The organism is Enterococcus sp. AZ197 (genome assembly GCF_050556405.1).
In the GTDB taxonomy this organism is placed as follows: Bacteria; Bacillota; Bacilli; order Lactobacillales; family Enterococcaceae; genus Enterococcus; species Enterococcus faecalis.
The window spans coordinates 160,529-180,213 of the sequence record NZ_CP187873.1 but is presented as its reverse complement, the minus strand read 5'-3'; the positions used below and the strand labels follow the sequence as shown (position 1 = coordinate 180,213).

The 19,685-nt window shown below is 39.6% G+C and carries 34 protein-coding genes; all 34 read right to left on the bottom strand.

The features are described 5' to 3' along the window. A complete protein-coding gene (locus IGK82_RS00855; RefSeq protein WP_016622145.1) occupies positions 1 to 1,176 on the bottom strand; it encodes a M20 family metallopeptidase in 1,176 nt (391 codons plus the stop codon). Positions 1,177 to 1,191: 15 nt separating this feature from the next. After that, the gene (locus tag IGK82_RS00850; protein WP_025194142.1) at positions 1,192 to 2,391 is read right to left on the bottom strand and encodes a DUF819 family protein; all 1,200 of its coding nucleotides are present in this window, start codon (positions 2,389 to 2,391) and stop codon (positions 1,192 to 1,194) included. Beyond that, positions 2,361 to 2,621 (bottom strand): hypothetical protein, encoded by a 261-nt coding sequence (locus IGK82_RS00845; protein ID WP_002390254.1) that lies wholly within the window; start codon positions 2,619 to 2,621, stop codon positions 2,361 to 2,363. Before IGK82_RS00845 ends, IGK82_RS00850 begins: the two co-directional genes overlap by 31 nt. Before the next feature lie 45 nt (positions 2,622 to 2,666). Beyond that, entirely contained in the window at positions 2,667 to 3,050 is a 384-nt protein-coding gene (gene rplQ / locus IGK82_RS00840) for a 50S ribosomal protein L17 (protein WP_002356228.1), read from the bottom strand. A 73-nt stretch (positions 3,051 to 3,123) separates the two neighbouring features. Beyond that, the gene (locus IGK82_RS00835) at positions 3,124 to 4,062 is read right to left on the bottom strand and encodes a DNA-directed RNA polymerase subunit alpha (RefSeq protein WP_002356227.1); all 939 of its coding nucleotides are present in this window, start codon (positions 4,060 to 4,062) and stop codon (positions 3,124 to 3,126) included. 80 nt (positions 4,063 to 4,142) lie between these two features. Next, positions 4,143 to 4,532 carry a 30S ribosomal protein S11 gene (rpsK, locus tag IGK82_RS00830; RefSeq protein WP_002356226.1) on the bottom strand — a complete coding sequence of 130 codons (390 nt, stop codon included), beginning with the start codon at positions 4,530 to 4,532 and terminating at the stop codon, positions 4,143 to 4,145. Between the two features lie 27 nt (positions 4,533 to 4,559). Beyond that, positions 4,560 to 4,925, bottom strand: coding sequence for a 30S ribosomal protein S13 (gene rpsM, locus IGK82_RS00825; protein WP_002356225.1), 366 nt, complete (start codon positions 4,923 to 4,925; stop codon positions 4,560 to 4,562). A 19-nt stretch (positions 4,926 to 4,944) separates the two neighbouring features. Continuing rightward, a complete protein-coding gene (gene rpmJ / locus IGK82_RS00820) occupies positions 4,945 to 5,061 on the bottom strand; it encodes a 50S ribosomal protein L36 (protein WP_002288710.1) in 117 nt (38 codons plus the stop codon). Positions 5,062 to 5,093: 32 nt separating this feature from the next. Next, positions 5,094 to 5,312: a translation initiation factor IF-1 gene (gene infA, locus IGK82_RS00815; protein WP_002356224.1), complete on the bottom strand. Its 219-nt coding sequence runs from the start codon at positions 5,310 to 5,312 to the stop codon at positions 5,094 to 5,096. A 210-nt stretch (positions 5,313 to 5,522) separates the two neighbouring features. Next, positions 5,523 to 6,173: an adenylate kinase gene (locus tag IGK82_RS00810; RefSeq protein ID WP_002356223.1), complete on the bottom strand. Its 651-nt coding sequence runs from the start codon at positions 6,171 to 6,173 to the stop codon at positions 5,523 to 5,525. An 86-nt stretch (positions 6,174 to 6,259) separates the two neighbouring features. After that, positions 6,260 to 7,558, bottom strand: coding sequence for a preprotein translocase subunit SecY (gene secY / locus IGK82_RS00805; protein WP_002359350.1), 1,299 nt, complete (start codon positions 7,556 to 7,558; stop codon positions 6,260 to 6,262). Next, positions 7,559 to 7,999: a 50S ribosomal protein L15 gene (gene rplO, locus IGK82_RS00800; RefSeq protein ID WP_002356221.1), complete on the bottom strand. Its 441-nt coding sequence runs from the start codon at positions 7,997 to 7,999 to the stop codon at positions 7,559 to 7,561. A 47-nt stretch (positions 8,000 to 8,046) separates the two neighbouring features. Further along, positions 8,047 to 8,226, bottom strand: coding sequence for a 50S ribosomal protein L30 (rpmD, locus tag IGK82_RS00795; protein ID WP_002356220.1), 180 nt, complete (start codon positions 8,224 to 8,226; stop codon positions 8,047 to 8,049). A gap of 14 nt (positions 8,227 to 8,240) precedes the next feature. Further along, positions 8,241 to 8,741, bottom strand: a complete 501-nt coding sequence (gene rpsE / locus IGK82_RS00790) for a 30S ribosomal protein S5 (protein WP_002356219.1) — start codon at positions 8,739 to 8,741, stop codon at positions 8,241 to 8,243. A gap of 20 nt (positions 8,742 to 8,761) precedes the next feature. Continuing rightward, a complete protein-coding gene (gene rplR, locus IGK82_RS00785) occupies positions 8,762 to 9,118 on the bottom strand; it encodes a 50S ribosomal protein L18 (RefSeq protein WP_002356218.1) in 357 nt (118 codons plus the stop codon). A 160-nt stretch (positions 9,119 to 9,278) separates the two neighbouring features. After that, positions 9,279 to 9,815, bottom strand: coding sequence for a 50S ribosomal protein L6 (gene rplF, locus IGK82_RS00780; protein ID WP_002356217.1), 537 nt, complete (start codon positions 9,813 to 9,815; stop codon positions 9,279 to 9,281). 31 nt (positions 9,816 to 9,846) lie between these two features. Next, positions 9,847 to 10,245, bottom strand: a complete 399-nt coding sequence (gene rpsH / locus IGK82_RS00775) for a 30S ribosomal protein S8 (protein WP_002356215.1) — start codon at positions 10,243 to 10,245, stop codon at positions 9,847 to 9,849. A gap of 35 nt (positions 10,246 to 10,280) precedes the next feature. Beyond that, the gene (locus IGK82_RS00770) at positions 10,281 to 10,466 is read right to left on the bottom strand and encodes a type Z 30S ribosomal protein S14 (protein WP_002356214.1); all 186 of its coding nucleotides are present in this window, start codon (positions 10,464 to 10,466) and stop codon (positions 10,281 to 10,283) included. 18 nt (positions 10,467 to 10,484) lie between these two features. Beyond that, complete coding sequence (rplE, locus tag IGK82_RS00765; protein ID WP_002356213.1) at positions 10,485 to 11,024, bottom strand: 50S ribosomal protein L5; 540 nt, start codon at positions 11,022 to 11,024, stop codon at positions 10,485 to 10,487. A 25-nt stretch (positions 11,025 to 11,049) separates the two neighbouring features. Then, the gene (gene rplX / locus IGK82_RS00760; protein WP_002356212.1) at positions 11,050 to 11,361 is read right to left on the bottom strand and encodes a 50S ribosomal protein L24; all 312 of its coding nucleotides are present in this window, start codon (positions 11,359 to 11,361) and stop codon (positions 11,050 to 11,052) included. 35 nt (positions 11,362 to 11,396) lie between these two features. Continuing rightward, complete coding sequence (rplN, locus tag IGK82_RS00755) at positions 11,397 to 11,765, bottom strand: 50S ribosomal protein L14 (RefSeq protein WP_002356211.1); 369 nt, start codon at positions 11,763 to 11,765, stop codon at positions 11,397 to 11,399. Between the two features lie 57 nt (positions 11,766 to 11,822). Then, positions 11,823 to 12,089: a 30S ribosomal protein S17 gene (rpsQ, locus tag IGK82_RS00750; protein WP_002359348.1), complete on the bottom strand. Its 267-nt coding sequence runs from the start codon at positions 12,087 to 12,089 to the stop codon at positions 11,823 to 11,825. A gap of 23 nt (positions 12,090 to 12,112) precedes the next feature. Then, positions 12,113 to 12,301: a 50S ribosomal protein L29 gene (rpmC, locus tag IGK82_RS00745; RefSeq protein ID WP_002383858.1), complete on the bottom strand. Its 189-nt coding sequence runs from the start codon at positions 12,299 to 12,301 to the stop codon at positions 12,113 to 12,115. Beyond that, positions 12,291 to 12,725, bottom strand: coding sequence for a 50S ribosomal protein L16 (gene rplP / locus IGK82_RS00740; protein ID WP_002356208.1), 435 nt, complete (start codon positions 12,723 to 12,725; stop codon positions 12,291 to 12,293). The genes rpmC and rplP overlap by 11 nt, the downstream gene beginning before the upstream one ends. Before the next feature lie 2 nt (positions 12,726 to 12,727). Then, positions 12,728 to 13,384, bottom strand: a complete 657-nt coding sequence (gene rpsC / locus IGK82_RS00735) for a 30S ribosomal protein S3 (RefSeq protein WP_002356207.1) — start codon at positions 13,382 to 13,384, stop codon at positions 12,728 to 12,730. Between the two features lie 66 nt (positions 13,385 to 13,450). Continuing rightward, on the bottom strand, positions 13,451 to 13,798 hold the full coding sequence (gene rplV, locus IGK82_RS00730; RefSeq protein WP_002356206.1) for a 50S ribosomal protein L22: 348 nt from the start codon (positions 13,796 to 13,798) through the stop codon (positions 13,451 to 13,453). A 21-nt stretch (positions 13,799 to 13,819) separates the two neighbouring features. Next, positions 13,820 to 14,098: a 30S ribosomal protein S19 gene (gene rpsS, locus IGK82_RS00725; protein WP_002356205.1), complete on the bottom strand. Its 279-nt coding sequence runs from the start codon at positions 14,096 to 14,098 to the stop codon at positions 13,820 to 13,822. 42 nt (positions 14,099 to 14,140) lie between these two features. After that, complete coding sequence (gene rplB / locus IGK82_RS00720) at positions 14,141 to 14,971, bottom strand: 50S ribosomal protein L2 (protein ID WP_002356204.1); 831 nt, start codon at positions 14,969 to 14,971, stop codon at positions 14,141 to 14,143. A gap of 39 nt (positions 14,972 to 15,010) precedes the next feature. Further along, a complete protein-coding gene (locus tag IGK82_RS00715; protein WP_002356203.1) occupies positions 15,011 to 15,301 on the bottom strand; it encodes a 50S ribosomal protein L23 in 291 nt (96 codons plus the stop codon). Further along, positions 15,301 to 15,924 (bottom strand): 50S ribosomal protein L4, encoded by a 624-nt coding sequence (gene rplD / locus IGK82_RS00710; RefSeq protein ID WP_002356200.1) that lies wholly within the window; start codon positions 15,922 to 15,924, stop codon positions 15,301 to 15,303. Before rplD ends, IGK82_RS00715 begins: the two co-directional genes overlap by 1 nt. 25 nt (positions 15,925 to 15,949) lie before the next feature. After that, on the bottom strand, positions 15,950 to 16,579 hold the full coding sequence (rplC, locus tag IGK82_RS00705; protein ID WP_002356199.1) for a 50S ribosomal protein L3: 630 nt from the start codon (positions 16,577 to 16,579) through the stop codon (positions 15,950 to 15,952). Between the two features lie 21 nt (positions 16,580 to 16,600). Further along, positions 16,601 to 16,909, bottom strand: a complete 309-nt coding sequence (gene rpsJ, locus IGK82_RS00700) for a 30S ribosomal protein S10 (RefSeq protein ID WP_002389727.1) — start codon at positions 16,907 to 16,909, stop codon at positions 16,601 to 16,603. Positions 16,910 to 17,258: 349 nt separating this feature from the next. Beyond that, entirely contained in the window at positions 17,259 to 18,425 is a 1,167-nt protein-coding gene (locus IGK82_RS00695) for an SAM-dependent methyltransferase (protein ID WP_010709141.1), read from the bottom strand. A 271-nt stretch (positions 18,426 to 18,696) separates the two neighbouring features. Further along, the gene (thiD, locus tag IGK82_RS00690) at positions 18,697 to 19,521 is read right to left on the bottom strand and encodes a bifunctional hydroxymethylpyrimidine kinase/phosphomethylpyrimidine kinase (protein ID WP_025194143.1); all 825 of its coding nucleotides are present in this window, start codon (positions 19,519 to 19,521) and stop codon (positions 18,697 to 18,699) included. Positions 19,522 to 19,685 lie beyond the last annotated feature (164 nt).

The following is a 19,685-nucleotide window of genomic DNA, read 5'->3' as shown; positions in this document are numbered from 1 at the left end:
TTAAAAATGTGTCTTCAAATATTCAAACGCATATTGGGCATATAACTCAGCACCCATTGCCATCGCATCTTCATCAATATTAAAACGACCATGGTGATGTGCCCATTCCGTATCTTTCTCTGGATTACCACTTCCCACTAAGGCAAAACAACCAGAAGCATGTTCAGTATAATAACTGAAGTCTTCACCACCGGTTGTCGGCTCTTCTTGTCTTAAGGCCGCTTCACCAAAATTTTCCTTAATTAGTGTTTGGGCAAACAAGGCATCCTGCTCATCATTAATCACTGGCAACGTTCCATATTGATAATCTAACGAAGCCGTCCCACCGTAAATAGCGGCTGTTTGTTCCGCATAGCGTTGCAGCGCCTGTTCTACTCGATTACGCATTGCTACACTAAAGCAACGAACCGTTCCTTCTAAACGTGCATTCTCAGCAATCACATTAAAACGGGTCCCCACATCCATCCGTCCAATCGTGACAACTACTGGATCTAAAGGATCTGTCTCCCGAGAAACAATCGTTTGCAGATTCATCACAAAAGAAGAAGCTATGACTGCCGCATCAATACAAGCGTTTGGCATGGCACCATGGCCACCACGGCCTTTAAAATCAACAGAAAAAATATCTGCGGATGCGAAACTTGAGCCCACTCGACACGAAGCGGTTCCTACAGGCATTTGTGACCAGATATGTAAGCCAAATACATCATCAACACCGGTCATTGCGCCTTGCGCAACCATTGCTTTAGCACCTTGCGCATTTTCTTCAGATGGTTGAAAAATTAACCTTACTGTTCCCTGAAGTTCTTCCTGGATTTCTTTTAATACTTTAGCCGCTGTTACTAACATCGCGGTATGGGAATCATGCCCACATGCATGCATCTTGCCAGCTTCTAAAGATTTATAAGCTAAATCTTCATTTAATTCCTGTACAGGTAAGGCATCCATATCAGCCCGCAGCGCAACCACTCGGCCTGGTTTGCCGCCCACAATTTCAGCAATTAAACCCGTCGGTTCTGTTTTGCGATAAGTAATTCCTAATTGATCAAGAACTGCCGCGACTTTTTCTGTCGTTCGAAATTCTTCAAATTGTAATTCTGGATGTTGGTGTAAATCCCGTCGAAAAGCAATCATTTCTTGTGCATGCTGCTTGACTAGTGCTTTGATTTTTTTCATACTTACGCCCCGTTTCTACAAACTTAATAAAATACTTGAAAAAATACCCGCTAAAATAACCGAAACAATGGTGACTGTTACGAAACCTGCCACTAACATCGGTGGCATTAAATGGCTCGTTAAAGCCGCCTGTTCTTGTTCATCTTCTGTCAATGATTGAATCACTTCATTAGTAATAATATAATCGGCTGGAAAGCCATATAAAGCTGTCAACGAAACAGCGAATGCCATCTCTTTACTCACACCTAATACACGACCAACAATTGCTGAAAAGATGTACATCCCGATAACACCAATCACAATAATCCCAATCATTGGTAAAAATAAATCCATCAACATTTCAGGTGTGGCTTGTTTTAAGCCATCAAAGACAAAAAGCATTAACCCTACAATCGCAAAACCAAAGCTATTTGCTTTCTGCAATGGTTGCTTTTCTAAAAAGCCTAAAGACGTTGCAATCACGCCAAAACATAAACACAGCACAAAAGGACTAATCGTCACAAACGGTGCCGTCCACACAGAAACATAATAAGCGAGTGTGGCAACTAAGGCTAGACGTAAAATTCGTGAATAATCTGTATGATATCGTTTGGGTACTTTTTCAAATAGTTTAGGCACATCTGGTTCTGCTCCTGTTTCTTGCCCCTCTTGTTCATGAACCGGCTGCCATGTCCCTGCTCGATATTCTTGAAGCTTCCGCTTTCCTTCTTTTTTTAGAACAATTGAAGTTAAGGGATAACCAGCAAACCCTTGAATGACATAAATTAAAATTGCCAAAACCGAAAGTGAGGCTAAACCAGCTGATTGAGCCGCTTCTGACATTACTAATGAAGAAACTAAACCTCCTACTAACGGCGGGATTGCAACTAAAACTGTTTTTAAGTCAAAAACAAAAGTCCCTACAGCTAATAACAAGGCAATAATGCCCAGAATACCTGACAAAGCAATCACAATCGTTTTCCATTGATTAACCAATTCTTTAACAGAGAGCAGAGTGCCCATATTAGTAATCAACAGATACATTAATAAAGTGGCAACCACTGTAGGAATCCCTGCCACTTCCACAATATTTTGTGGAAAAATAGTCCAATAACCAAGAATAAATAAAACACCACAAACAAAAACGGATGGAATCCAAGCTTTTGTTTTGATAGAAACTACATCACCAATGTATAAAATAACCATCAGCAACGAAAAAGCAAACATTTGCGACATATAATTCCCCCTTCTACTAACTCAGATTGTTTAATTATCTGAAAATTCCAATTAATAATCAGTATAACAAACCGGAAAAGCTTCTGCAATGCTTTTAAGAAACAAAAAAGCTTTGAGAAAACAGCGTTTTCCCAAAGCAAAAAAAAATCACCTTTATATGATGAGTGCTCCCCTGCTAAAGCCATCTTTAGCAGGGAAAGCAGAGCTAGACTCGGAGTCGCCTCCAACATCATAACACTCTAAAAGAAACATCTATAAAGTGATCGGTTTATTAATTATTTAACAAATTCGATAACTACCATTGGTGCTGCATCGCCGCGTCTTGGTTCTGTCTTCAAGATACGAGTGTAACCACCTTGGCGTTCCGCGAAACGAGGTCCTAAATCGTTAAATAGCTTTTGTAAAGCTGATTCAACAACGATAGACTCATCTTCTTCACGAACACTAGCAACTTCATTACGAACGAAAGTAGCTGCTTGACGACGTGCATGAAGATCTCCACGTTTACCTAAAGTAATCATTTTTTCTACAGTTGAACGTACTTCTTTCGCACGAGCTTCAGTAGTTACGATGCGTTCGTTGATGATTAAATCAGTTGTAATATCACGTAGCATAGCTTTACGTTGGCTTGATGTGCGTCCTAATTTACGGTAACTCACGTTGGGTTCCCTCCTTCGTTTCTGTTCTCACGAGCCACTGCTGTTAAGCAGGACTGGAAACTTCGTAAAAGTCTTAATCGTCCTTACGCAATCCTAATCCTAGATCATGCAATTTAAGTTTTACTTCTTCAAGAGATTTACGACCTAAATTACGTACTTTGATCATTTCTGGTTCAGATTTGTTTGTAAGTTCTTGTACAGTATTAATGCCTGCACGTTTTAAACAGTTATATGAACGAACTGATAAATCAAGTTCTTCAATCGTCATTTCTAGCATTTTCTCTTTTTGAGTTTCTTCTTTTTCCACCATGATTTCAGCGTTTTTCGCTTCGTCAGTAAGGTTTACAAAGATATCTAAATGCTCAGTCATGATTTTCGCAGCTAAACTTAGTGCTTCTTGAGGAATGATTGAACCATCTGTCCATATTTCCATTGTTAATTTGTCGAAATCATCACGACGACCAACACGTGTATTTTCTACTTGGTAGTTAACACGACGAACGGGTGTGTAGATGGAATCAACTGGAAGTACACCGATTGGCATATCTTCTTTTTTGTTTTCGTCTGCTTGAACATAGCCACGACCAGGTTTCACTGTTAAGCGAGCATGGAAAGTAGCTCCTTCAGCAACACTACAGATAACTAAATCTTTATTTAGGATCTCAACATCACTGTCCACGATAATATCGCCGGCAGTCACGGTAGCGGGTCCTGTAATATCGATCTCAAGGGTTTTCTCTTCTTCAGCATATAATTTCAATGCTAAGCCTTTAATATTCAAAATAATTTGTGTTACGTCTTCTCGTACACCTGGAATGGTTGAGAATTCGTGTAAAACACCATCGATTTGAATATTCGTAATTGCAGCTCCTGGTAAAGAAGACAATAAAATACGACGTAGAGAGTTACCTAAAGTAGTTCCGTAACCGCGTTCTAATGGTTCAACGACGAACTTACCATAATCTCTATTTTCATCAATTTTTTCGATTCTTGGTTTTTCAAATTCAATCATTCTTATCTATACCCCTTTCAAAACGAAAAGTGTCTTGTTCAATGACGTTCCTAATTCAAACTCAGAATGAGTGGCGCTCATTAAACACGACGGCGTTTTGGAGGGCGGCATCCATTATGAGGAACTGGAGTCACGTCACGAATTGCAGTCACTTCTAAACCTGTTGCTTGTAATGAACGAATTGCTGCTTCACGTCCAGAACCAGGTCCTTTAACTGTTACGTCTACAGTTTTAAGTCCATGTTCCATTGCCACTTTAGTTGCGGCTTCTGCAGCCATTTGAGCGGCAAAAGGAGTTGATTTTTTGCTTCCTTTAAAGCCTAATGATCCTGCTGATGACCATGCTAATGCATTACCATGTGTATCAGTGATCATTACGATTGTATTGTTGAATGTAGAATGGATATGTGCTACACCTGATTCTATATTCTTTTTGACACGGCGTTTACGACTAACTTTTTTTGCTGCCATGAAGTTCTAACCTCCTTCACTTAGGAATTATTTTTTCTTGCCTGCTACTGTTTTAGTAGGGCCTTTACGAGTACGTGCATTATTTTTCGTGTTTTGTCCACGAGTTGGTAATCCACGACGGTGACGGATTCCACGGTATGAACCGATTTCCATCAAGCGTTTGATGTTTAAGTTCACTTCACGACGAAGATCCCCTTCAACTTTTAACTTATCAATTTCCGCACGAATCGCATCTGTTTGTTCGTTTGTTAAATCACGTACACGAACATCTTCAGATACGCCAACGTTTGCTAAAACTTTTTTAGCTGTAGTGTTACCAATACCATAAATGTAAGTAAGAGAAACTACTACACGTTTGTCACGAGGGATGTCTACTCCTGCAATACGAGCCATTATTCGTTACACCTCCTAATTATCCTTGACGTTGTTTATGTTTTGGATTTGCTGGGCAAATAACCATAACACGTCCTTTACGGCGAATTACTTTACAATGTTCACACATTGGTTTTACTGATGGTCTTACTTTCATGATAATACCTCCTGTGGTTTTACGGAGTACAATTATTTAAAGCGATAAGTAATACGGCCACGCGTTAAATCATACGGTGATAATTCAACTGTTACTTTGTCACCAGGTAAGATACGGATGTAGTGCATACGGATTTTACCTGAAACAGTAGCAAGAACTTGGTGTCCATTTTCTAGTTCGACTTTAAACATTGCATTCGGCAAAGTTTCGACGACTGTACCTTCGACTTCAATCATATCTTCTTTTGCCACGCACAGTACCTCCTTGTACTTGTTTCGCGTTTTCACACGATAAAACGGCGGAAACTCCAGCTCCCACCTAGAAATTCTCAACTAACTTCGTTATTCATTTTGATGTCACAAAACTGTAGAAGTCGGACTGATATATTCTACCATATTTAGTTATGTTTTGGCAAGAGAAACTGAATACAACAACAGGGTTAAACTGCGGGCAATTGGAAATTAGTTTTCGTCAATGATTTTTTTCACATCAGAAAAAACAGTATCGATTTCGCGATTGCCATCGATTGTATGCATCAAGCCTTGTTCTTTATAGAAAGCTAAGATTGGTGCGCTACTTTCAATGTTGACTGCCAAACGATTTTTAACCGTTTCGGGCTTATCATCTTCTCTTTGGTAGAATTCATGTCCGCCACAGCGATCACAAGTGCCTTCAACTTTTGGCGGGTTGAATAATTTATGATACGTTGCGCCACATGTGCGACAGATGAATCGTCCAGCTAAACGCTCGATTAATACATCTTCTTCTACATGGATGTCAATGACAGCATCAATTTTTTTGTTTAATTCTTTAAGCATTGTATCTAATGCTTTTGCTTGATCCAGTGTACGTGGGAAACCATCTAATAGGAATCCTTTGTCTGTGTCTGGTTCAGCAAGGCGTTCTTTAACAATTCCGTTTGTTACTTCGTCAGGAACCAGTTCACCTTTATCGATATAAGATTTCGCTTCTAGGCCCAAGGCAGTTTCATTTTTCATTGCTGCACGGAACATATCTCCAGTAGAAATATGTGGAATGCCATACGTATCAATGATTTTTTCTGCTTGGGTGCCTTTACCTGCTCCAGGTAATCCCATTAAAATGAGGTTCATATATTCTCCTCCTAATTTTAAAGACCGGCTTATGAAGCTAGCCATATGTGAGAATGGTGCTGAGGTAAAACCTCAACACTCGATTCTTACTTATTGATAAAGCCGACATATTGACGTTTCATCATTAATCCTTCTAATTGTTTCGTTGTTTCTAATGCAACCCCGATAACGATTAGTAAACTTGTTCCACCTAAACCGATTGATTGAGGTAAGTTCCAAACCATTTGCGCAATGATTGGAAGTAAAGCAACAAGTCCTAGGAAAATTGAGCCGACAACACTTAATCTCATTAACACGCCAGATACATATTCTTCTGTACCTTTACCTGGTCGCACGCTTGGAATGTAGCTTCCTTGTTTTTGTAAGTTTTCCGCTAATTTCTCAGGGTTTACTTGAACAAATGCATAGAAGAACGTAAACGCAACGATTAGGACAGTATAGATGATTGCCCCTGGAACTGTGTTATAACTGAAGATTTTTGTCATAATGTCATACCAATTTTCACCAGCGAATTTTGATGAGAAAGCTTGTAAAATGGCATTTGGTGTTGCAATTAACGAGCTGGCAAAGATAACTGGAATAACCCCAGCAGCATTTACTTTTAACGGTAAATAACTACTTGTTGGTGCACCAGAAACACGTTTTGTATATTGGATTGGAATCTTACGTTCTGCTTGTTGGAAGAACGTTACGACTGTAACGATCACCAAAATAGCAATAACTAAGATTGCAATGAAAATAACAGATTGCCAAATACGAGAAGACTCGATATTGACGAAGTAATCTTCATAGATTTCTTTGACTGCTCCTGGCAAACGAGAAATAATCCCGGCAAAGATAATCATTGAAACACCATTTCCGATTCCTTTTTCTGTAATTTGTTCACCCATCCAAGTCACAAACATCGTCCCAGCAGTTAAAATAACTGCAATCATCACAAAGGTACCTAAGGTTGGATTGTTTACAATCCCAGTTTGACTTAAGCTATTAAAACCAGCAGTGATCCCCATTGACTGAGCCACACCCAAGACAATCGTTAGATATCTTGTAGCTTGATTTAATTTCTTACGCCCAACTTCCCCTTGTTTTGACCATTCTACAAATCTAGGTACAATATCCATTTGCAATAGTTGAATAATAATAGAGGCTGTAATGTATGGCGAAACCCCCATCGAGAAGATAGAGAAGTTTTGCATGGCACTACCACTCACCATATTCAACATATTCAAAAAGGGTAAGCTACTTAAATCAGACAATCCCTTTGCATTCACCCCGGGCACAGTAATGTGCGCACCTAGGCGAAATACAAACAAGATTAAAACTGTAAATAAGATTTTTGATCTAATGTCTTTGACTTTAAAGGCGTTCTTTAATAGCTTGAACAATTAGATCACCTCGATTGAACCACCAGCAGCTTCGATAGCTTCTTGTGCTGATTTCGAGAATTTAGCTGCTTTCACAGTTAATTTTTTCGTTAACTCACCATCTGCAAGAACTTTGATTCCCGCTTTTTCGTTTTTAACGATTCCTGCTTCTTTTAGGACAACAGGAGTTACTTCTGTTCCATCTTCAAAACGGTTTAAAGTATCTAAGTTCACAACAGCGTAATCTTTACGATTAATGTTTGTAAACCCACGTTTTGGTAAACGACGGAATAATGGAGTTTGACCCCCTTCAAATCCTAAACGAACACCACCGCCTGAACGGGCTTTTTGCCCTTTTTGTCCACGGCCAGCTGTTTTACCATTACCAGATGAAGTACCACGTCCAACACGGTTACGTACTTGGCGTGAGCCCTCAGCAGGTTTTAATTCATGAAGTTTCATAGGTTTGGCACCTCCTTAAGCAATCTTCTATTACAAATCTATAAATCTTAAACTTCTTCTACGTCCACTAAATGTGAGATAGTGTTAACCATACCTTTGATTGCTTCATTGGCAGGTTTTGTAACAGTACTATTCACTTTACCTAAACCTAACGCTTTAACTGTAGCACGTTGGTTTTGAGGACGTCCGATAACACTGCGTTTTAAAGTAATTTTTAATTCAGCCATTATTTTTGTCCTCCTTAACCGATAATTTCTTCTACAGATTTACCGCGAAGTGCTGCCACTTCTTCGGCACGTTTTAATTGTTTTAGACCTTCAACAGTTGCGCGAACAACGTTAATAGGTGTGTTTGAACCTAGTGATTTAGATGTAATATCTGCTACACCAGCTAATTCCAATACGGCACGAACTGGTCCACCAGCAGCTACCCCAGAACCTTCTACTGCAGGTTTCATAAGGATACGGCCGCCACCGAATACGCCAATTACTTCGTGCGGGATAGTAGAACCAACCATAGGCACTTCAACTAAGTTTTTCTTCGCGTCTTCGATTGCTTTACGGATAGCTTCAGGTACTTCTTGTGCTTTACCAGTACCGAAACCAACGTGTCCGTTTTTGTCACCGACAACAACTAAAGCTGCGAAACGTAAACGACGTCCACCTTTAACAACTTTTGTTACACGGTTGATCGCTACAACGCGGTCTTCTAATTCCAAATGTTTTGGATCAATATAAACCATGAATGGTGTTCCTCCTTCTCCTAAAATTCTAGTCCATTTTCACGAGCAGCTTCAGCTAAAGCTTGCACGCGGCCATGGTAAAGGTATCCACCACGGTCGAAGACTACTTTTTTGATGCCTTTTTCAGCGGCACGTTCAGCAACTAGTTTACCAACAGCTGCAGCTGTTTCTGTTTTTGTTCCACCTGAAATTTCTTTATCCAAGGCAGAGGCACTTGCTAGCGTCACACCCGCTACGTCATCAATGACTTGCGCGTAGATGTTTTTGTTAGAACGGAAAATGTTCAAGCGTGGGCACTCAGCAGTACCAGAGATTTTGTTACGTACACGACGATGTCTCTTTTGACGTGTTTTGTTTTTATCTGGTTTTGTAATCACAATTTTCACCTCTTTGATTTAATGTTTACTACTAATATTTCAAGCAGTCAGCAGATTACGGAAAAGAGAAGCTGGCAGACAAGACAAAAGCATTTTATTGGAAAAATCCCATAAAATGACAGTTGCTTGTTGTTGACTTCTGTTTTCTACACAGCTGTTATTATTTACCAGTTTTACCTTCTTTACGGCGTACAAATTCACCAACATAGCGAATCCCTTTGCCTTTATAAGGTTCTGGAGGACGAACGCCACGGATGTTAGCAGCTAATTCACCAACAACTTCTTTGTTGATGCCTTTAACGATAACTTGTGTGTTCGCAGGTACTTCAAATGTTACGCCTTCTGGTGCTGTCATTTCGACAGGATGAGAATAACCAACGTTTAAAGTTAATTTGTTGCCTTGTACTTGGGCACGGTATCCGACCCCGATAAGTTCAAGTGCTTTTTGGAAACCTTCAGAAACACCAACAACCATGTTGTTGAAGTTTGCACGAGTTGTTCCGTGGATTGTTTTCATTTCTTTTGAATCGTTTGGACGAGTGAATGTCACTTCGTTTCCTTCGATGTTCATTTTGATATCAGAAGAAAATTCGCGTGTTAATTCACCTTTAGGTCCTTTAACTGTAATGTTGTTTCCGTCTTGCTTGATTTCAACACCAGCAGGAAGAACAACAACTTTATTACCAATACGGCTCACTTAGAGACACCTCCTTGTGTATTTTTTAGAATTACCATACGTAGGCGATTACTTCGCCGCCGATATTTTTCGCTCTAGCTTCTTTGTCAGTAATTACACCCTCTGATGTAGAGATGATTGCAATTCCTAGACCGTTTAATACTTTTGGTACTTCGTCAGCTTTTACGTATGCACGTAAACCTGGTTTAGAAATACGTTTTAAGTTTGTGATAACACGTTCTTCGTTTTTACCATATTTTAGGAAAACACGGATTACGCCTTGTTTGTCATCTTCGATGTATTCTACGTCGCGGATAAATCCTTCACGTTTCAGGATTTCTGCGATATCACGTTTGATTTTTGAAGCAGGTACTTCTAAAGTTTCATGTTTAACCATGTTCGCATTACGAATGCGAGTTAGAAAATCTGCAATTGGATCTGTCATGACCATTGAACTATTTACCTCCTTTATGCGAGTTTACTTGTTTACCAGCTAGCTTTCTTCACGCCGGGAATTTGACCTTTATAGGCAAGTTCGCGGAAGCAAATACGGCAAAGATGAAATTTACGATAAACTGAATGTGGACGTCCACAACGTTCACAACGAGTATAAGCTTGTGTTGAATGTTTAGCAGGACGTTTGTTTTTAGCAATCATTGATTTTTTAGCCACGTAGTTCGCCTCCTTATATTATTTTTGGAATGGCATACCTAATTGTGCCAACAATTCGCGAGACTCTTCGTCAGTGTTCGCTGTTGTAACAATTACGATGTCCATACCGCGTACTTTATCTACTAAATCATAATCAACTTCTGGGAAGATTAATTGTTCTTTAATACCTAAAGTATAGTTACCACGACCATCGAAAGCTTTTTTGCTGACACCGTGGAAGTCACGTACACGAGGTAAAGAAACTGTTACTAATTTATCTAAAAATTCGTACATTCTTTCGCCGCGTAGCGTTACTTTCGCACCGATTGGCATTCCTTCACGTAAACGGAATCCAGCGATAGATTTTTTAGCTTTTGTGATAAGTGGTTTTTGACCAGTGATTAATGCTAATTCTTCAACAGCTTTGTCTAAGTTTTTAGCATTTGATACTGCATCACCCACACCCATGTTGATAACGATTTTATCAACTTTAGGTGTTTGCATAACTGAGCTGTAATTAAATTTTTCCACCAATGATGGTGTTACTTCTTTAATATATTTTTCTTTCAGGCGGTTCATTCAGTAAGCCCTCCTTCCGCAATTTTTATTTATCTAAAACTTCACCTGTTTTTTTAGAAACGCGGACTTTTTTGCCGTCGACTTCTTTAAACGCAACTTTAGTAGCTTCTCCGTTTGAAGGATCAATCACCATTACATTAGAAACATGAATTGGCGCTTCCACTTCAAGGATTCCACCTTGTGGGGCTGCTTGGTTTGGTTTTTGGTGTTTTTTAACGACGTTGACACCTTCAACGATAACTTTATCTTGTTTAGGAAACGCTGCTAAGACAACGCCTTCTTTGTTTTTATCTTTACCAGTGATAACTTTTACTTTATCGCCTTTTTTAACAAACATTACTGTTTCGCACCTCCTTTAACGTGGGCTCGAGATTATAATACTTCTGGTGCTAGAGAAACGATCTTCATGAAGTTGTTTTCACGTAATTCACGTGCAACTGGTCCGAAGATACGTGTTCCGCGTGGGCTTTTATCGTCACGGATAATTACCGCAGCATTTTCATCAAATTTGATGTAAGAACCGTCAGCACGACGAGCGCCAGATTTTGTACGAACGATAACGGCTTTAACTACTTCACCTTTTTTAACAACCCCACCTGGCGTTGCTTGTTTGACAGTAGCAACAATAACGTCACCGATGTTAGCAGTTTTACGACCAGATCCGCCTAGGACTTTGATCGTTAAAATTTCACGTGCGCCAGAATTGTCAGCGACTCTTAAACGACTTTCTTGTTGGATCACGATGTGTATCCCCCTTTCAGATTTTGTGCTTCAATCTATTAGGAAATTCTCGTTTTATTAGATAATAACTGCTTCTTCGACTACCTCTAGTAAACGGAAACGTTTTGTAGCTGATAATGGACGAGTTTCCATGATTTTTACGATGTCTCCAACTTTCGCTGTGTTGTTTTCATCATGCGCTTTATATTTTTTAGAATATTTCATACGTTTGCCATAGATAGGGTGGTTTTTCTTTGTTTCAACGACAACTGTGATTGTTTTATCCATTTTGTCTGATACCACGCGACCTTGGTAAACTTTACGTTGATTTCTTTCTTCAGTCATACGCGTTTGGCCTCCTTCCACTATTAGTTAGCTTGTTCACGCAATACTGTTTTGATGCGTGCAATCGATTGACGTACTTCTTTAATACGTGCAGTGTTTTCTAATTGACCTGTTGCTAATTGGAATCTTAAGTTGAACAATTCTTCTTTTAATTGTTTTTCTTTATCTAGCATTTCGGCAGTGGTTAATTCTCTGATTTCTTTAACCTTCATTCGATTCACCACCCATTTCCTCACGTTTTACGATCTTAGTTTTTACCGGCAATTTGTGAGATGCAAGACGAAGAGCTTCACGAGCTACTTCTTCAGGAACGCCTGCGATTTCAAACATGATTTTACCACGTTTAACTGGTGATACCCAGCCTTCTGGTGCCCCTTTACCTTTACCCATACGTACGCCGATAGCTTTACTTGTGTAAGACTTGTGAGGGAAAATTTTAATCCATACTTTCCCGCCACGTTTCATGTAACGAGTCATTGCAATACGGGCTGCTTCGATTTGACGGTTAGTAATCCAGTGAGATTCAGTTGCTTGTAAACCCCATTCACCAAATGCTACTTCTTTTCCGCCTTTAGCTTCACCGCGCATTTTTCCGCGGAATTCACGACGGTGTTTTACACGTTTAGGTACTAACATGATTATTTCCCTCCTTTCTCAGTGTTTTTTTTCGTTGGAAGAATTTCTCCACGATAGATCCACACTTTAACTCCTAGTTTTCCGTAAGTAGTGTCCGCTTCTTCCCATGCGTAATCAATGTCCGCACGTAATGTGTGAAGTGGTACAGTTCCTTCAGAGTATCCTTCTGAACGAGCGATATCCGCACCGTTTAGACGACCTGATACTTGAGTTTTGATTCCTTTAGCACCAGCACGCATTGCGCGTTGGATAGCTTGTTTTTGAGCACGACGGAAAGCAACACGGTTTTCTAATTGACGTGCAATTCCTTCGCCTACTAATTTTGCATCTAAATCTGGTTTTTTGATTTCAACGATGTTGATGTGAACTCGTTTGCCAGTTAATTTGTTTAATTCTTTTCTTAGGTTTTCGACTTCAGATCCGCCTTTACCGATAACCATACCTGGTTTAGCTGTGTGAATTGAAATGTTAACACGGTTTGCAGCGCGTTCGATTTCAATTGTAGATACAGCAGCATCAGCAAGTTTTGTTGCGATAAATTTACGGATTCTTAAATCTTCGTGTAAGAATTCAGCATACTCTTTTTCAGCATACCATTTCGCATCCCAGTCGCGGATGATGCCTACACGCATTCCAATTGGATGTACTTTTTGACCCACTGATTGTCCCTCCTCTTAAATGTTTAAGCTCTGTTTTCATAAAGAAAACAGCCTATTTCATGAGACTTATTTCTCTGTTACAACTACTGTGATGTGACTAGTACGTTTGTTGATTGGTGAAGCTGAACCTTTTGCACGAGGACGGAAACGTTTCATTGTTGGTCCTTCGTTAACAAATGCTTCAGATACGACTAAGCTTTCAACGTCTAAGTCAAAGTTGTTTTCTGCGTTAGCAACTGCTGACATTAAAACTTTTTCAATGATTCCAGCAGACTTGTTCGGTGTGAATTTCAAGATTGAAATTGCATCCGCAACGCTTTTCCCTCTGATAAGATCGATTACTAAACGTGCTTTACGAGGTGAAGTGCGAACTGTTTTTGCAGTTGCTTTAGCTGATGTAATTTGTTCTGACATTTGCATATCCTCCCCTCAAAATTAGCGTTTAGTTTTTTTATCGTCAGCAACGTGGCCACGATAAGTTCTAGTTGGTGCAAATTCACCTAATTTATGTCCTACCATGTCTTCTTGAATGTAAACAGGGACATGTTTCCGTCCATCATATACAGCGATTGTGAAACCTACGAATGATGGAAAAATTGTAGAGCGGCGAGACCAAGTTTTAATTACTTTTTTCTTTTCGGCACCTTGTTGTGCTTCGACCTTTTTCATCAAATGATCATCGACGAAAGGTCCTTTTTTTAAACTACGACCCATGGTGAACCTCCTCTCAAAATGTACGACACATGGTCAAAAAAATTATTTAGTACGACGACGAACGATAAGTTTGTCTGATTTAGCTTTTTTATTACGTGTTTTGTATCCAATTGCTGGTTGACCCCATGGAGATACTGGCGCTTTACGTCCAATTGGTGTTTTACCTTCACCACCACCGTGTGGGTGATCGTTAGGGTTCATTACGCTACCACGAACAGTTGGGCGTTTACGCATCCAACGAGAGCGGCCAGCTTTACCAATGTTGATTAATTCGTGTTGTTCGTTACCAACTGAACCGATTGTTGCACGGCAAGTTGCTAAGATCATACGAACTTCGCCAGAGTTTAAGCGGATTAATACGTATTTGCCTTCTTTACCAAGTACTTGCGCGCTTGTTCCAGCTGAACGGATTAATTGTCCACCTTTACCAGGTTTCATTTCAATGTTGTGGATAACTGTACCAACTGGAATGTTTTCCAATGGTAATGCGTTACCTACTTTAATATCTGCTTCTGGACCAGATACTAGGCGCATGCCTACTTCTAATCCTTTTGGTGCTAAGATGTATGCCTTAACCCCGTCTTCGTAATGAACTAACGCGATGTTAGCAGAACGGTTTGGATCGTACTCGATCGTTTTAACAACCGCTGCGACGTTATCTTTATTACGTTTGAAGTCAATCACACGGTATTGACGTTTGTGACCGCCACCTTGGTGACGAACCGTAATGCGACCGTTGTTGTTACGACCGGCATTGTTTTTTAATGGCTGTAACAATGATTTTTCTGGTGTTGAAGTTGTGATTTCAGCGAAATCAGAACTTGTCATGTTACGACGGCCATTTGTGGTAGGTTTGTACTTTTTAATCGCCACGTCTTATTTCCCTCCTACGTTGATATTGTTCAGGACTGCTTATTCAGCAGCTTCGAATAATTGAATTTCTTTTGAATCTTCAGTTAATGTAACGATCGCTTTGCGACGTTTTTTTGTATAACCTGCATATTTACCCATGCGTTTGAATTTTGGACGCACGTTTAAGATGTTTACGTTTGCTACTTTAACATCGAATGCTGATTCAACAGCTTGTTTTACTAAAGTTTTGTTTGCGCGAGTGTCCACTTCGAAAGTATATTTCTTTTCGTCCATAGCTAACATGGATTTTTCAGTGATCACTGGGCGTTTGATTACGTCTAGTAATTCCATTATGCAAGCACCTCCTCAATTTGAGTAAGAGCTGTTTGTGTTGCCAAGACTTTGTTAGCTGACACAACATCTAACACACTAACGTTATCAGAAGTTACTACAGAAACGTTTGGTAAGTTACGAGCTGATAAAGCTGCAAAGTCGTTACCATTTTCTAAAACAACTAATACTTTAGTATCGATAGACAAGTTAGCAAGAACTTGTTTGAATTCTTTTGTTTTTGGTGCATCGAAGCTTAAACCTTCTACTGCTACCAAGTTATTTTCAGCAACTTTGTCTGATAATACAGATTTCATTGCTAAGCGACGAACTTTTTTAGGAAGTTTGTAGCTGTATGAACGCGGTGTCGGTCCAAAGACTACGCCACCTCCACGCCATTGTGGTGAACGGATTGAACCTTGACGAGCACGACCAGTTCCTTTTTGACGCCATGGTTTGCGGCCACCGCCACGAACAGCGCTACGGTTTTTAACTGCGTGTGTTCCTTGTCTTAATGAAGCACGTTGCATGATGATTGCATCATAGACAACACTTTCATTAGGTTCGATTCCGAAGATTTCTTCATTTAAAGTGATTTCACCGTTTTGAGTTCCATCTTGTTTGAATAATGCTACATTCGGCATTCCTTAGTTCCTCCTTTCCCTACACTTATTTAGCTTTCACAGCTGATTTAATTGTGATTAAAGATTTTTTCGCTCCAGGAATGTTTCCTTTGATTAAGATAACATTTCTTTCTACGTCCACTTTAACAACTTCAAGGTTTTGAATTGTTACGCGGTCGCCACCCATACGGCCGGCTAGTCGTTTATTTTTAAATACACGGTTAGGCGCTACTGGACCCATTGACCCAGGACGACGGTGATAACGAGAACCATGAGACATAGGTCCGCGGCTTTGGCCGTGACGTTTGATTGCCCCTTGGAATCCTTTACCTTTCGTAGTACCTGTAACATCAACAACGTCTCCTGCTTGGAAAACATCTACTTTGATTTCTTTACCTACTTCATATTCTCCTAGCTCAACATTCTTGAATTCTTTAATGAAGCGCTTAGGAGCCGTGTTTGCTTTTGCAACATGACCTTTCGCAGGTTTGTTTGATAAAACTTCACGTTTGTCTTGGTAACCAACTTGGATAGCTTCGTATCCGTCAGTTTCAACAGTTTTTACTTGTAAAACTACGTTTGGCGTAGCTTCAACTACTGTTACTGGAATTAATTCACCAGACTCAGTAAAGATTTGTGTCATTCCCACTTTTTTCCCTAAGATTCCTTTGGTCATGAGTACACCTCCATCTTAATTTTATAGTTTGATTTCAATATTAACACCAGACGGTAAGTCAAGCTTCATTAGAGCGTCAACTGTTTTTGGTGTTGGGTTCACAATGTCAATTAGACGTTTGTGAGTACGCATTTCGAATTGTTCGCGAGAATCTTTGTATTTATGAGTCGCACGAATAACTGTGTAAAGTGAGCGTTCTGTTGGTAATGGAATCGGACCTGATACGTCAGCTCCAGTTCTTTTTGCTGTTTCCACAATTTTATCCGCTGATTGATCTAAAATACGGTGTTCATACGCTTTTAAACGGATACGAATTTTTTGTTTTGCCATCTTGTTCCCTCCTTCGCCTATTTTAAAAGTAGACATAGCTCCACGAAAATTTATCCGGCATGCTCGTTCATGGCAAAGCGTCCGAGCGTGTCGCAACCTCTCGCTTCACAGCCGGCAAATCAAATCGTTGATCTACCAATGCTTTTTACACTCCTGTAAACAGCACCTTTTTGATTATACTATGAAAGGATAGTGTTAGCAAGGATTTTCTGCGTTTTTTTGAAAGAATTTTTTCTTATTTTGAAAAGCATTTGTTTTGTTTTCCAATTCTTTTCATTCTATTTTTATAAAAAAAGAATTTGGGCTTCCTTTTTTTGCCAGAAGCCCAAATTCTTTCTGTTTTATTCTATTAACCAATCTGGCGCATTGGAATATCATTGTTATCTGGATGAACCAATAAATATTGAATAACATCAATATTACTCGCTTGGAATGAGGCTGCACATGCTTGCAAATATAAGTCCCACATTCGATAGAAGCGCTCACCTTTTTCGTCAACAATTTCTGTTTCTATATTATGGAAGTTTTTTGTCCAATGTTCCAACGTCAATTGATAATCTCTGCGCAAACTTTCCAAGTCAATCACTTGCAAGTCATTTTCTGTCATATGGCCGACTAGCTCAGTGACACCAGGAATATAGCCACCAGGGAAAATATAACGATTAATCCAAGCATTTTTAGCCCCACCTTGTTGGCGACTGATCCCATGAATCAATGCCGTACCTTTAGGCGCTAAATTTCGTTGAACGACGTCAAAATATTCATGTAGATTTTCTGCACCGACATGCTCAAACATCCCGACACTCGTAATATGGTCAAAAGACTCTCCTTTTAAATCACGATAATCCATCAACTTGACAGTCATTCGATCTTGTAGCCCTTCTTTTTCTATAATATGGCGAATATGATGAAATTGCTCTTCACTTAATGTAATCCCAGTTGCTTCGGCTCCGTATTCTTTCACCGCAGTTAAAATTAACGTGCCCCAGCCGCAGCCAATATCCAGTAAAGTGTCGCCCTCTTTGATAAACAATTTATCTAAAATATGATGCACTTTATTCACTTGCGCTTGTTCTAATGTATCTTCAGGCGTTTTAAAATAAGCACATGAATACGTCATTGTTTGGTCAAGCCATTTTTTGTAAAAATCATTTCCTAGATCGTAATGGCTGTGAATATCCTCTTGCGAACGTTTTTTTGAATGACTTTCTTTAGGAAGCCATTTAATAAATTTAGCATTGTGTAAAAAGCTATCCTTTTGGTTATACACATCATAAATCAATGCTTGGATATCGCCTTCGATTTCAATTTTGCGATCCATGTAGGCTTCCCCTAAAGTTAACGAAGCGTTATTCAGTAAATCCTTCACAGGAATTTTTTCATTGAATACAATTTTAAAAACCGGATCCCCCGACCCTTGCCCATACTCTTTGACGGTACCATCCCAGTATGTGACTTGTGTCTTTTTTGAAAAAGACCATTTAAACAGTTGACTGTACGTTTCTTTTTCTAACATTGCATTCCCTCCATTAAATACCATTTGAAGCCAAAACAAAAAGAAGTCGCTTTCCGGTAGTTCGTCAAAACAAACACCACAGTCCGTTCTAAACTGAAGCACAGAAAAGTTATCACCCCTTCTATGTTCCGCTTCTTTTTTTGCAATTACAGTTCTATTCTACTCCTCTTTTAAAAATTTGAACATTCTTTTAACGTAATACCTACTATTGTTATTCTTTATCACAAAAAAACTAGAGCCAGTCCTTGACAGACTCCTCTAGTTCTAAATATTATGCTTTCTTACGCATCCGTTGTTCCGCATGAGTGTATGCGCCATGCCACACGTGCCCCACATAAGGATTAACTTGAATACCGTGTTTAATCGCCGCCGCTACAAATTTTTTTGCTAAAGTTACTGCTTCTAACACCGAATAACCTTTCGCCAAGCCAGCTGTGATTGCCGCTGAAAAAGTACAACCTGCACCATGATTATAATCAGTAGGATATAATTCATTTTCCAAAAGATGCGCGGTGTGACCATCGTAAAACAAGTCCAGTGCTTTTTCACCAGCTAAGCGATATCCCCCTTTAACCACGACATGCTTGGCTCCCATTTGTACAATTCGTTTTGCCGCTTCTTCCATCTCCGCCACGGAAGAAATTTCGCCTAAACCAGATAAGATGCCCGCTTCAATTAAATTAGGCGTAGCAACTAATGCTAATGGCAGTAAATCGTTTTTTAGGCCTTCCACACTTTTGGGTTGCAGAATTTGTGCCGTTCCCTTACAAGCAATGACTGGGTCAATCACGACTTTTTGAATTTTCTCTTGTTTAATGTATTTGCTAGCCATTTTAATATTTTGTTCATTGCCCATCATCCCTGTTTTCAAAGCCGCTACTGGACCGCCCGCAAAAACCGAAATCAATTGTTTTTCTAAGAGCATTTCTGGCAATTCAGTTACTTCATGTGACCAGCCTGTCGTAGGATCCATCGTCACAATCGAGGTTAAACTTGAAAATCCAAAAACTCCATACTCTTCAAATGTTTTTAAATCTGCTTGAATTCCTGCCCCTCCAGTTGAATCGGAGCCTGCAATCGTCAATACTTTTTCCATTAAATCACCTAACCTTTTTCTCCAAGTATACGGAAGAAACAAGTCTGCTAAAACAGCCAATTGGCTTATTTTTTAGCCAGCCAATTTCTAAACAAAAAAAGACCAGAGAATAAATTCTCTGGTCTTACGTCCGAATACCCCAGTTTTTTACGCTGGTTAAAACT